Below are 13,098 nucleotides of genomic sequence, written 5' to 3'. Positions count from 1 at the left end.
CACAGCTTATTGTATATCTGGCTTTCCTTCCTGTTCTTGCAGCACCTCACCAAGAAGTTGTTCTACTTTTTCCAAATGTGTAAGCATCGCCCTCTCCGCTTCTTCTGGCTGCTTGTCCATGACAGCTTGATAAATACGTTCATGGTCTTTATAAAGCTGACGTATGGACGCTTTTCTTGAAAATAACACGATTTTTCTCGTTTCCCGCATCGTTTCCATTAATAAGGATGAGACCTGATTCATTAACGCCGCCAGTAAATGATTCTTTGAGGCTTTAGCGATGGCAAGATGAAATGTGAGGTCTGCCTCCTCACCAATTTCTTTATGCGCTTCTGCACGCTTCATTTGTTCTAGTGCCTCCTGCAGTCGATGGAGGTCATCGTCTGTCCGCAGCAATGCTGCCTTTTTGACAGCACCTGATTCAATGATTGATCTCACTTCAAGAAGCTGCACGATATCCTGCTGCTTCATCAAAAAAGCAGGAGATAAACAAAATGTGAGCTGCTCAGGATCGAACTGCTTCACATATGTGCCTTCTCCTTGCTTCATCTCTATTAATCCGATCGCTTTCAGAGCGGACAGCGCCTCTCTCACAGCGGAACGGCTGACTTGAAAATTTTCAGAAAGTGCTTGAACCGAGTCTAATTTTTCGCCTGGAAGAAGCTCCCCCGTTCGAATGGATTCGACTAATGCGTCCGCAATTTCTTCATATATTTTTTTCGTTTTGATTTGTTTATATTTCAATTGGTCTCACCTCATCACTGTTGTCTACCCTATCGGCTCATGCCCTATCTTATACTTTACCCCAAAATTCAGATCACACGTCTTCCCTTTTTTCAATTCTCAAGAAATCTTCTATCACTCTTCCACTCATCAAAAAAGAAGCACATGCCATTGTTTCTGGCATGTGCTTCTTTTTAATCATATCGCTTCCGCAGCGTGGAAGACGGAAGGTTCATTTGTTCACGATATTTGGCAATGGTTCTGCGAGAGACGCGGATACCAAAGGTTTGCTGAAGCTGCGTCATGATTTGCTGATCCGAATACGGTTTTTTCTTATTTTCTGATTGAATCAGCTCCGCAATGTGGGTCTTCACTGTGTAGCTGGATGCTTCTTCGAGCGAATGCCCTTCTAGTTTCGCTTGGAAAAACTGTTTCATTTCCATTAATCCGTAAGGGGTCTGCACCATTTTCCCTTTGACTGTTCGACTCACTGTCGACTCATGCACTTGTAATATATCTGCAATCCGCTTCATCGTAAGCGGTTTCATTTTATGCTTCCCTGTCAGGAAAAAATCAGTCTGTTGTAAGATAATCTCACGAACGACATTTGTCATCGTTTGTTTTCTCTGCTTCAGCGCTTGAACAAGCCAATTGTACTGCTGCTGCTTTTCCTTTAAATACGTGTATGCTTCATGCCGCTTTTGATCTTGAATCATGGCGAAATACCCTTCATTCATTTCAATGTCCGGAAAAGCACGCTGGTTCAGCTCGAATGTGATGTGACCTCCCGTAGCTGTAATCAACACATCTGGTTCTATATACACATCCTCTTCTTCATAAGAGAAATGAAGGCCTGGTCTTGGTTCGAGAAGCGACACCTCATCTTGTATGGCCTGCAAGGTTTTCAAAGGTATACCTGTTTTTGCCGCGATTTCCTTCCAAGCCTTCCTTGCGAAAAGAAAGAAATGCCCTTCGATGATCAGCTCTGCTTCATACCAACGTTCCTTTTTTCGTCTAAGCTGGAGCAGGATACATTCTTGCAATGATCTAGCGCCAATACCGGCAGGCTCTAATGATTGAAGCTGATGAAGAACAGCTTCAACTTCTTCTGCCGAAGCCTGTAAAACAGCGGCCATTTGATCAACCGGTTCATTTAAATAGCCATTGGAATCAATGGACTCAATCATGAATTGAAAAATCCTTTGATTCTTTTCACTTAAATTCAAATCAATGGCCTGTCTCTTTAAATACATTTGCAGGCTTTCTTTTTGATGCGTACGATACGGCTCTGTCATTCGATCTTGCGTTCTTTTATGATAAACTGGTTGATAGCTGTCCGTGTCTTTCCGCTCAATCAGAGGGTTCTCAAGCGCTAACTGATCAAGATACTCACCCAGCTCTGCACAATTCAATTGCAGCAGCGTAATCGCCTGCCTGAGTTCTTGCGTGAGTACCTGCTTTAATACTAGTTCTTGTTGCAGTTTAAGGCTCATTGTCTCCCCTCCCTCTCATCATTTTACATGAAGATTGACGGACCGTATATACGAAATAGGAGTGATTTCCATGTCTGAACTTTTTTCCGTTCCATACTTTATCGACAACTTAAAACAGCACATTGCCATGAATCAACATGAAGACAAGATTCATGCCATGAACGCTTATTATCGTTCGGTGGTTTCTACACTTGTGCAGGACCAATTGACGAAAAATGCTGTTGTCTTGAAGCGAATTCAGCATCTCGATGAAGCGTACCAAAAGGTGAAAAAAGAAGGCGAATAAATGGACGACAAACAACACCCTTTCTCATGATTGCAAAGGGTGTTTTTCATGCAGGAAAAGCTTTTGATCCAGCTTTGATTTGTACATCATCAAAAAGCCTGACCGTCCTAAAGTATAAATGATAAAGGCAAACCATAGTCCGTGATTGTGCCATATCGGAATGACTGCCGCCTGAACAGCCACAAACAAAATCATCGCAAACAGCATTGAATTCCTAACAGGAGCAATTTCTGTCGCACCTGTGAATACACCATAAATCACCAAACCAAAACAAGCAGCGAACGGATAAAGAACGAGCCAATCGGCATATTGCAGTGTCACATCAAGAAGCTGAGGCAAATTTGTAAACAGGCTCAAAATCGGTACTTTAAAGAAAAAGTAACCTGCCGCAATGACACATGCCATCACAACTGCCCATTGTCTCGAAAGGGTTAATGTTTTATCATAAAGCGCTCGGTCGTTCGCACCTACTGATCTACCGACAAGGATGCTGGATGCATTGGCAAATCCATCGAACAAATAGGCCATGATGTAGTGAATTTGAAATAAAATGGCATTCGCCGCCAATTGCTCCGTTCCGAAAGACGCTCCCTTCGCTGTAAACATGTTGATCACGACAAGCAGACAGATCGTTCGGATAAACAAGTCTTTATTCACATGAAACATTTTCTTTACTGCACGTGTGTCCATCACCTGCTGAAGAGACGGCATCCGAAAACCGTTTGATGTATGCTTCAAGATGATCCAGGCCCCTAACACAAAAGCAGTGAGTTCAGAGATCAATGTCGCCGCTGCCACACCTTTGACGGCAAAAGAAAACGCATGAACTAAGATCAATGCCAAGATCATATTCATGACATTGATCAAAATTTGTAAAGAAAGGGCTTCTTTCATTTTTGCCATTCCCATCAGCCAGCCGAGTATGACGTAATTCATCAAGGTAAATGGCGCTCCCCAGATCCGAATATGAAAATAGTCCGCTGCATATTCGCGCACATCAGCAGCAGGAGAGATGATCCATAATGCGGATTGAATAATGGGCCATTGAAGAGCAATAAAACAAAGCCCGACGATAATAGCCAGCAAAAAAGGCCTTAGAAAAGCAAGAACACCCTGCTCCTCGTTCTGCGCTCCGTTTGCTTGGGCAGCAAAAGCAGAAGTACTTACCCGCAGAAAACCAAACAGCCAGTACAATGTACTAAAAATGAGACTGCCGACTGCGACGCCTCCTATATAAGCGGGGTTGGCAAGCTGGCCAACAACTGCTGTATCGACAGCTCCAAGTAATGGCGTGGTCATCGTTGAAATGGTTAAAGGGATCGCCAAAGCTAAATATGCTCGATGGTTCACGATGCCACCTGCCTTTCATGAAAAATAGCCTCTCTTAAAAGAGGCATTGAGGGAATGAAAAAGTTAACGAACCGGCCTGCCAATCGTTCGAGACAAAGGGTGGCTGGCGAGCGTTGCCTCCTTCATTTTCAGCACAGCTTCGTGCTCTGATATAAAGAAATCATCCTTCGATTGAAACTGAGCCACAAGCTCACCCTGATCAAGAATCGCTAATTGATCACTTAAATGATAGGCCGCTGTCAAATCATGTGTAATAAATAAGTATGCAAACTTCAGCTCTTTCTTTAATTCGACTAACAAATCTAAAATGACTGCCTGCGTAACCATATCTAAGCTACTGACTGATTCATCCAGCACAATGAGCTTTGGCTGAAGCACCAGTGCTCTGGCGATGTTGATCCGCTGTAGCTGGCCGCCGCTAAATTGGTATGGGTACTTGGACAAATCCTGCTCACTGAGCCCTACTCTTTCTAACCAGTGAATGAGTATATGCTGACGTTTTTTTCGGGTCATTGGTTCATAGTTTTCAAGCGGCTCAGATAAGATTTGTTCCACTGTCCACCTTGGATTCACCGCTGAATATGAATCTTGAAATACCGCTTGTACATGTCGGCGGAAATGCTGATGTGTCCGCTGATCTGCACGAATGATATCCTGACCTTCAAACAGAACTTGTCCGCTACTCGGCTTCTCTAGTCCAAGGATGATGCGGCCGAGTGTACTTTTCCCTGCACCACTTTGACCTAATAACCCAAGACAAGTGCCTTCTTCAATGGTCAAATGAACGTTTTTCAGGACAGGGGTTCTCCCTTTTGTCCTCATCAGAAACGATCGGTTGCCATAGGAATGACTCACTGCTTTCACTTTTATTAAATGCAACGGTCTTTTCACCTCAAATCGGGCAAACAGCTGGAATGGATGGACGAGCTGCTAAAAGTTTCTTTGTATAATCATGCTTTGGGTGTTCAAAAAGCTCAAGAACTTCAGCCTTTTCAACGATTTTTCCTTGTTTCATCACCACGACCTCGTCTGCCATTTCTGCAATCACACTAAGATCGTGGGTAATGAGCAAAATCGCCGTTCCGTATTCATGACGAATTTGATTCAAGTGCTCAAGCACCAGCTTCTGATTGTGTACATCTAATGCGGTTGTCGGTTCATCTGCGATGATCAGAGGCGGATGCATACAGGCAGCCATAGCAATCATGACACGCTGGAGCATCCCCCCGCTTAATTCAAAAGGGTACTTACTCAGTAATTGATCTGGATGCGGCAGGTTCATTTTCTCTAAGGCTTTAATTGCCTGGACCCGTGCCTGCCTTTTACTGACAGCTGTATGCCGGCGGATTGTTTCAATCAATTGATGTCCAATCGTCCATACAGGCGTAAAGCTATTCATTGGATTTTGCATGATATATGAGAGATCTTTGCCACGAATAGACCGCATATGCTGTTCACTCAAACCGATCAATTCTCGACCTTGTAGAGTGATACTGCCAGTCACTTCCGTTGTTTTTCGATCAAGCATGTTTAAGATCGACATACTTGTCACCGTTTTTCCGCATCCGCTCTCACCAATTAATCCAACAATTTGACCGTGCTTTACCTCAAATGCTATTTCCTGAACGAGAGAAATGGTTCCTTGCGGCGTTTTCGTATGCACATGCAGGTTCTCTATGTTTAAAATAGACTCTTCCATCTGACTCATTCCTTTACACACGACGTTTGATGCCATATTTCTCTGAAAGGGCTTCTCCCAGTAAGTTGAATAGAATGACCACAGCCATAATCACAAGACCCGGATAAAGCATCAGCTGAGGATTTGTTTGAATATAAGATTTTCCTTCATGGATCATCGCTCCCCATTCAGGCATAGGGGGCTGAACCCCTAAGCCTAGAAAAGACATGGCGGAAATGTCCATAATCGCCCAGCCCATTTCAAGTGTGCCCACAACTGCGAGTGGCGGCAGTACATTCGGAATCATATGCTTTCTCATGATATTCCAATGGGAAGTACCACTAATCTTCGCAGCTGCAATAAAGTTTTGTTCCTTTAAACTAAGCACCATCCCTCGAAAGACGCGGGCGTAATACACCCACTGCACAAGCATCAAAGCCAGCACCACTTGAGAAAGCCCTGGTCCAAAAATACCGACTAATCCGAGGATCAGCACCAAATTTGGAAATGCCATGACCCCGTCGCACAATCTCATCAATACGTGATCGATCCAGCCGCCTTTATATCCAGAAATCAGCCCTACGATTAAACCGATAGATAGAGAGGAAACAAAGATTAACAACGCACATCCTAGTGAAATACGAGCACCATATAGAATACGAGATAAATTGCATCTTCCCAATTGGTCGGTGCCTAGAGGATACTCCCATGAAGAACCCTTTAGCTTCATTGCAAGATTAACCGCCGCCGGGTCATGCGGAGCGATCCATGGTGCACATATCGTCACAATGAGCAGGAGACCGAGCAGCACCACACAGATCGAGATCATCTTTTGATGATAGAAGAGGTGTTTTACTTTTGTCATCATGGCTGGCGGCCTTCCTTTCTAGAAATACGGGGGTCAATGAGCAGCTGAAGAAGATCCACTATCAAACTGCTTAAGATAAAGATACACGCCGCCATCAACACATAAAATTGAATGACCGGCAGATCCCGGTTAAAGATCGCTTCAATAAAAAATCGTCCAAATCCAGGCCATGAAAAAACAGCCTCTACAATAATGGTCCCTGTGAGCAGCTTGCCAAGATTCACGCCAAGTCCTGTCAGCATCGGTGATATCGCCATTTTGAAGACATGTTTGAACATAATCGATTGTTCCTTTAACCCTCTCATTCTCGCATATTGAACAAAAGGCTCGTGAAGCGTCTCACTCACACTCGCTCGCAATAATCTCGTATACATCGCAATTAACGGCACAGCCAGTGTAATGGATGGCAGTACAAGATGTTCCCATGTACCAACACCTTCAACAGGTAAAAGATCGAGTTTCACTGAAAAAAAGAAGATGAGCAAATACCCCAAAACAAAGGTCGGGATAGATGCTCCTAGGAAAGAAATCATCCGGCTCACATGATCTACAACGCCATTTTTTCTCACCCCGCTGAAAAAGCCTAGTGGAATACTGACACAAATTGCGATCAGCAGACTAGTGAACGCCAATTGAATCGTCGCAGGTATTCGATAGATTACCTCATCAAGCACAGGCTGATTGGTCATATACGACCGCCCAAAATCAAGACGGACGACTTTTTCAATCGTATGAAGGTACTGTATGTAAAAAGGTTCATCTAAACCAAATTCACTTCGTTTTTGGGCTAATACCTCATCAGTAGGCTGAATATGAGCCGCTGCTAAATATGCCTCCGCTGGATCAACTGGTGACAGATGAATCATGCCAGTTGTGAACAGTGTGGCTAGTAGAAATACAGGAATGATAGATAACATTCGTTTGATGATATAGCGGCTCATTTGCTTACCTTCCTTCTGTTACTTCAGCTTGATGCCTGTGAAAGGGTGTTCATCTCGATTCGCAGGGAAATCAAAGTCCTTCACATCTTTTTGATAAACAGCTGTCTTTTTAAAATAAGAGATTGGCACAATCGCCCCTTGATCTTGCAAGGAAGATAAGACGGACGAATAAAGTGCTTTGCGTTTGTTTTCATTTGTTGTCGATGGAATCTCCGTCATTTCTTTGATCAGCTTATCTTTATTCGGATACGCTGAGATCGCCTCTTTGAATCCAAAACCATCTGATGAGACAACGTTCATAAATGTATGCGGATCATACGGCGCTCCGTAATTGCTAAAGAAGTTCATATCAAATTTGTTCGCTTTAAACCGCTGAACCTGCGTCGCCAGCTCGACACCTTCAAGTTTGACGCCAACGCCAATGGCTGCCCATTCTGCCTGCAGTGTTTCAGCCATTGTTTTTTGAATCGATTCTGCTGAGTCATACATCATACTAAACTCAAGCGTTTTTCCGTCTTTTTCGCGTATGGTTTTTCCTTTTGGAAGCGTCCAGCCCGCTTCATCCAGTAAAGCCTTCGCTTTGTCCACATCATACTGGAAAGATTTCACCCGGATGCCTGACGTATATGGCATGTTTGTCGGCAAGATGTGATCTGCTACATCCTCTAAGCCAGAGGTCACACCTTCCACCAATGATGTTTTATTGATCGCATACTGAAGGGCGTGACGCACTTTCTCATCTGACAGCTGATCGACTTTTGTGTTCATGACAAGCTGTCTTGTGGCTACAGGCTCTGACATCTTCGTTTCATACTTGCCGCTCGCCTCTAGTTGTTTAAAAGCATCAAGGCTAATCGTTCCTTCTCCGTAAAGTAGATCTACATCGCCTTTTTCAAATGCCATCACTCTTGTTTCGGCATCTGGAATGACCTTCACTTTGATTTCTTTGACCTTTGGTTTCTCTCCCCAGTAGTGGTCATTTCGTTCAAAAATCGCGTAATCATCTTTTTTGTACGTCTTTAATACCCAAGGACCTGTTCCCACTGGTTTTTCGATTCCTTTTGATGTATCTCCGTTTTTCGGAAAACCTGCTTCTCCTAGGAAACGAACGGGGCGCACAACAGCTAACTCTTGAACAGTTGGATAATAAGGCTCAATTAATGTGAGTTTAAACGTTTGCTTGTCCACTGCTTCTGTCTTTTTGATTTTCTTTATGACACCTAACCAGCTATGTACTTCTTTGTTTTTTAAAATCGTATCAAAATTCTTTTTCACAATGTTCGCATTAAATTTAGATCCATCTGAGAACGTGACATTGTCTCTAAGATGGAACGTATACACCTTGCCATCCTTTGAAACATCCCATGATTTTGCTAATTCAGGTTTAAGCTTTCCATTTTTTTGATAGCTCACCAATGGTTCGTAAATCATGGATTGGGCAAACAATTGTGATGGATTGTATATGTGTGGATTCATTTCGCCAATATCTCTTGGCCATGCCATAGTGATCATATCAGGATGATCCTTGTCTCCACCTGCTCCATTATTTGCTTGAGAACAGCCTACTAGTAAGAAGATCAGTAGGATAGGTAATATTGTATTTATTTTAATTTTCGGAAAATTACTCCAAATAGACATAAGTTGCTCCTCCTAATTGATGCTGATAATCATTTTCATTTTAAGGAGGAAGGACTCTGTTGTCAATATCATATTTGAAACGAAATGACAATATATATTCCTTATTATTCCACAAATTAAGGGATTTGTTAAAAAGAGAGGCAGGCTGCTGATGAACGAGCAGCCTATGAGGAGGGTAATGCTTTCTTTTGCAGGGCGTTGTACAGTGTATCAATGACAAGCTCCTGTTCCGCGTCTGTCATGCTTGTACCAGATGGCAGGCAAAGACCTGTCTCAAATAACAACTCAGATGCAGGGACTTCATCGGCTGTTGTATAAAAAGGATAACCATGAAAGAGCGGCTGCTGGTGCAGTGGCTTCCATACACGCCTTGCTTCGATCTGCTTTTGTTCTAAAGCATCTATCATCTCTACTGGAGACATCTGTGCATGATGATCCATGGTGAATGTGGTCAGCCAGCGGTTTGATGTGGTTTCTTGATATTCTGGCATAAATTGAAGGCCTTCAATATCGGCTAAAGCATCTTGATAACGCTCGAAAATGCGGCGTTTTTGCTGAACACGCTCCTCTAACACTTCCATTTGTGCAATTCCTACACCTGCGAGCAGGTTGCTCATCCGATAGTTATATCCCTCCTCTTGATGTTCATAGTGTAGGGCATGTTCTCTTGCCTGTGACGCGAGAAATCGGCAGCGGTCGATGGCTGCTTCATCATCACTGACAAGCATTCCGCCTCCTGATGTTGTAATGATTTTATTTCCGTTAAAAGAGTACACACCGAACCTGCCCATTGAACCGCTTTTTCTTCCTTTATATATACTGCCTAACGATTCAGCCGCATCTTCAATGATTGGCACATCATATGCCTCACACACCGCTATGATTTCATCCATTTTCGCACTTTGTCCGTATAAATGAACGACAATAACCGCTCGGGGTCTTTTCCCAAGTCGTTTTGTTTCAGCGAGGGCTTTCTCTAACGCCAGCGGACACATATTCCATGTCTCTTTTTCTGAATCAATAAAAACAGGCGTCGCTTGTTCATATAAAATAGGATTTGCACTGGCAACAAATGTGAGAGTGGAGCAAAAGACCATATCTCCCTTTTGAACGCCAATGAGTTTTAAGGCAAGGTGAATGGCTGCTGTCCCAGAAGATAATGCTGCGCCCCTCTTCACCCCTGCATAATCCGCGACCACTTGCTCAAATTCATTTACAAGCGGTCCTAATGGTGCAATCCAATTGCTTTTAAATGCCTCCTCTATTTTCATCTGTTCTTTTCCACTCATATGAGGAGGAGATAAGTAGATTCGTTTCCTGTCTCTCATGATTTCCCACCTTCTCTTCGATCTTTGATCTCAATTGCAGGAACGCCTACAGCGACTTTCTGATCATGTATATCTCGGGTCACTGCCGCTCCTGCGCCGATTACTGCCCAGCTTCCAATGGTTCTGCCAGGTATGACAGCAGCCCCAGCTCCAATATGAGCACCCTCTCGCACAGAGACACAGCCGGTGAGCACAGCTCCCGGGGATAGGTGCGTAAAGGATTCGAGAAAGCAGTCATGCTCCACGATAGAACCGGTGTTGATAATGGCATGCTCACCAATCACTGCATCTGCTTGCACAACAGCCCTTGCCATCACAACCGTTCCCCGGCCAACCTTCGTTGACGAGCTCACAACTGCCTCTGGATGAATCAGTGTGGCAAATGCCCTCTCTTCAAATGCGAGACGTTCTTTGACCCTCTGTCTGATTTCGTTTTGCCCAATGGCAACCAGCCATTGCATATCAGGTATTTCATCTCTTACCTTTTGACTGATAGAAATCGGACCATGCAGAATGCCGGTTTGAGTGTCAGCTTCCTCAAATCGATCGTCTAATACCGCACACAATGAGTAATCAGGATGCAAAAAAATCAACTCCTGAATGACCTTGCTGTGTCCGCCAGCCCCTATTAAGCCAATGGGCTGCTCTTTACGTATCGGTTCCTTTGAATTTTTCAGCTGTTGCATGATTTGGCTGCTGCACCCCTTCTGTTTTGATGACTTTCAGCAAGGTCATCCATAAGATTTTCATATCGAGCCAAAACGATTGGTGCTCTACATACCAGAGGTCATAGATGAATTTCTCCTCCCAAGAGAGAGTATTTCTCCCATTCACCTGGGCCCATCCAGTGATACCAGGCTTCACAAGATGACGCTTCGCTTGCTCCTCTGTGTACATTTGTAAATACTCCATTAAAAGCGGTCTTGGTCCAACGAGACTGATTTCCCCTTTGAGTACATTGACAAGCTGCGGCAATTCATCAAGACTGAGCTTGCGAATAAAGGCGCCGGTTTTTGTTAATCGAAGATGGTCTGGAAGCAGTACGCCATGTTCATCGCGTTCCTCGGTCATCGTTCGAAATTTATAAAGCATAAACGGCTGTCCGTACAGACCAGGCCGCTTTTGTCGAAACACCACAGGCGCTCCGATTTTCCACCGAATGAGTCCATAGATGAGAAGGAAAAGAGGACTCCCTGCGATGAGCAGTGTCAGTGCCACGACCACATCTATTATTCTTTTCATCATTGCTTCTCCTTTCCACACTAGCGGGAGACAGCTCGTTCAATAGCAGCTTGTTTCACCTTACGCATGAGCTGTATCCGCTCTTGTTTTGTTCCTGCAAATTGATACAAATAGCCTAAGTAGAGAACGAAACATATTCCGCCAATACAAAATAGCTCCCACCATCTCGTCACATCATACACAGCCTGAATGCCGGCACAGATCCCCCATATGAACAGAGCCCCAAACAGCGGAACGACTGTATGTTTGTAAAAGATGGTACTTGTCTGTTTCGTGATCTTGGCTGTATACAATGGGAGAAAGACGATATTTTTCATCAATAAAACAACGGCCCCTGCTGATGCAATGCCATATAACCCAAGCTGAAGTAGGTGAGTCAGTCCATAGGCGAACAGGACATTGGAACCGCCTAATATGAGTGTCACAACCGCCGGCACTTTAAATCGGTTAAAGGCAGTCGGTACATAGGTCAGCGGTAAAAACATCAACGTGAAACACAAATAAGCCGCATGAATCATCAGCAGCCATTTCAGCTCCTCAAAGGCTGGTCCAAGCCATAACAGCATGAGCGGACCGGCAAGACCTCCTAACAGAGCCGCGGGGAATGCCACAAATAAACCACTCCATTTCATGGCTTTGGCAGCGTATTGAATGAGCCCCTGCTCGTCTTGATTTGAATATAATTTTGTGATCGTTGGCGCAAACACAACCGCAAGTGTCCCTGCAAGGGTGCGCAATAATAATGGAAATTGTAAAATGGCGGCATACTGTCCAGTCGCTTCTGCCCCAATCAGTAAGTTGGTCATCAATAAATCGATTTGTAAAAACAACAAAATGCCCATTTGTTCAAATGAATGCCACACCCCTGATCGAACCAGCGTGAGACTTGAAGATAAAGAAACGTACCGCCACTTAAACGAAAACCAAGGAATGAGTTTCTTAAAATAATAGAGACCCATTCCCAAAGCGGCGAGACTCCCTATAACGGCTGCAAGCGGAATATGCCAAATGGCTGGTGTTGTCACGGTAAATAACAGAACAATCACAAGCGCCCTGCCAAACATCTGAATGGCCTGTCCAACACTCGATACATATAATTTGTTCGCATAAAATGGTGCCGCCCCAATACCAGACATGACGAAATTGAGCATAAATAAAAGACCCCCTAACACAAAGGCGATCTGTGTATCTTTTGCAAGATGAGCAGGCACATGGAGCCAGTCAACCAGCTGCTGAGACATGAATAGACAAAGTAAAAAAAGACAGATGGATAAAAAAAGAGAACTGACAAAATAGGAAGCGAGATAGCGCTGCGCTTGTTCCATCTCTCCTTTATGAGCGGCAACAGAAAAAAAACGCACCACCACAGCACTTAATGAAGCCGTAATGACCGATAAATAATTGATCATATTTTGCGTCAGATGAATCAGACCAAACGCTTCCACTCCAAGTGTATGAACAATGTAAGGCGTTAAACAAACAGACATCAGCATCATCAAGATAAACGTCATCACATTTGCACTAACATTGTAAAGAAACGCACGGTTCATG

The 13,098-nt window shown here is 43.9% G+C and carries 13 protein-coding genes; 1 reads left to right on the top strand and 12 read right to left on the bottom strand.

What is annotated here, in order from left to right:
* Nucleotides 1-6 precede the first annotated feature (6 nt).
* Together EBQ12_RS07800 and rpoN are read right to left on the bottom strand one after the other, a co-directional pair.
* A complete protein-coding gene (locus tag EBQ12_RS07800; RefSeq protein ID WP_125589629.1) occupies nt 7-744 on the bottom strand; it encodes a FadR/GntR family transcriptional regulator in 738 nt (245 codons plus the stop codon).
* Between the two features lie 173 nt (nt 745-917).
* Nucleotides 918-2,216, bottom strand: coding sequence for an RNA polymerase factor sigma-54 (gene rpoN / locus EBQ12_RS07795; protein WP_125589627.1), 1,299 nt, complete (start codon nt 2,214-2,216; stop codon nt 918-920).
* A gap of 70 nt (nt 2,217-2,286) precedes the next feature.
* Here rpoN and yvfG point away from each other — a divergent pair, with 70 nt between their 5' ends.
* A complete protein-coding gene (gene yvfG, locus EBQ12_RS07790) occupies nt 2,287-2,502 on the top strand; it encodes a protein YvfG (RefSeq protein ID WP_008347725.1) in 216 nt (71 codons plus the stop codon).
* Between the two features lie 24 nt (nt 2,503-2,526).
* Here the strand turns inward: yvfG and EBQ12_RS07785 are convergent, their stop codons facing one another.
* The 10 genes from EBQ12_RS07785 to EBQ12_RS07740 form a co-directional block, all read right to left on the bottom strand.
* The gene (locus EBQ12_RS07785) at nt 2,527-3,852 is read right to left on the bottom strand and encodes an MATE family efflux transporter (protein WP_125589624.1); all 1,326 of its coding nucleotides are present in this window, start codon (nt 3,850-3,852) and stop codon (nt 2,527-2,529) included.
* 63 nt (nt 3,853-3,915) lie between these two features.
* Nucleotides 3,916-4,731: an ABC transporter ATP-binding protein gene (locus EBQ12_RS07780; RefSeq protein WP_125589622.1), complete on the bottom strand. Its 816-nt coding sequence runs from the start codon at nt 4,729-4,731 to the stop codon at nt 3,916-3,918.
* Between the two features lie 13 nt (nt 4,732-4,744).
* Entirely contained in the window at nt 4,745-5,551 is an 807-nt protein-coding gene (nikD, locus tag EBQ12_RS07775) for a nickel import ATP-binding protein NikD (protein ID WP_125589619.1), read from the bottom strand.
* 13 nt (nt 5,552-5,564) lie between these two features.
* Nucleotides 5,565-6,398 (bottom strand): nickel ABC transporter permease subunit NikC, encoded by an 834-nt coding sequence (nikC, locus tag EBQ12_RS07770; RefSeq protein ID WP_125589617.1) that lies wholly within the window; start codon nt 6,396-6,398, stop codon nt 5,565-5,567.
* Nucleotides 6,395-7,339 carry a nickel ABC transporter permease subunit NikB gene (gene nikB, locus EBQ12_RS07765; protein WP_125589615.1) on the bottom strand — a complete coding sequence of 315 codons (945 nt, stop codon included), beginning with the start codon at nt 7,337-7,339 and terminating at the stop codon, nt 6,395-6,397. The genes nikC and nikB overlap by 4 nt, the downstream gene beginning before the upstream one ends.
* Nucleotides 7,340-7,357: 18 nt before the next feature.
* Entirely contained in the window at nt 7,358-8,977 is a 1,620-nt protein-coding gene (gene nikA / locus EBQ12_RS07760) for a nickel ABC transporter substrate-binding protein (protein WP_125589612.1), read from the bottom strand.
* 164 nt (nt 8,978-9,141) lie between these two features.
* Complete coding sequence (locus tag EBQ12_RS07755) at nt 9,142-10,305, bottom strand: DegT/DnrJ/EryC1/StrS family aminotransferase (protein ID WP_125589609.1); 1,164 nt, start codon at nt 10,303-10,305, stop codon at nt 9,142-9,144.
* Complete coding sequence (locus EBQ12_RS07750) at nt 10,302-10,991, bottom strand: acetyltransferase (RefSeq protein ID WP_125589607.1); 690 nt, start codon at nt 10,989-10,991, stop codon at nt 10,302-10,304. Before EBQ12_RS07750 ends, EBQ12_RS07755 begins: the two co-directional genes overlap by 4 nt.
* Nucleotides 10,954-11,547, bottom strand: coding sequence for a sugar transferase (locus EBQ12_RS07745; protein ID WP_125589605.1), 594 nt, complete (start codon nt 11,545-11,547; stop codon nt 10,954-10,956). The genes EBQ12_RS07750 and EBQ12_RS07745 overlap by 38 nt, the downstream gene beginning before the upstream one ends.
* 20 nt (nt 11,548-11,567) lie before the next feature.
* Nucleotides 11,568-13,097, bottom strand: coding sequence for an MATE family efflux transporter (locus tag EBQ12_RS07740; RefSeq protein ID WP_125589603.1), 1,530 nt, complete (start codon nt 13,095-13,097; stop codon nt 11,568-11,570).
* Nucleotide 13,098: the final 1 nt, after the last annotated feature.

Source organism: Bacillus sp. 2B09 (assembly GCF_003946835.1).
GTDB classification, from domain to species: domain Bacteria; phylum Bacillota; class Bacilli; order Bacillales; family Bacillaceae; genus Bacillus; species Bacillus altitudinis.
Note: the sequence above shows the minus strand (reverse complement) of the source record. Positions and strands in the feature narration are given on the sequence as shown.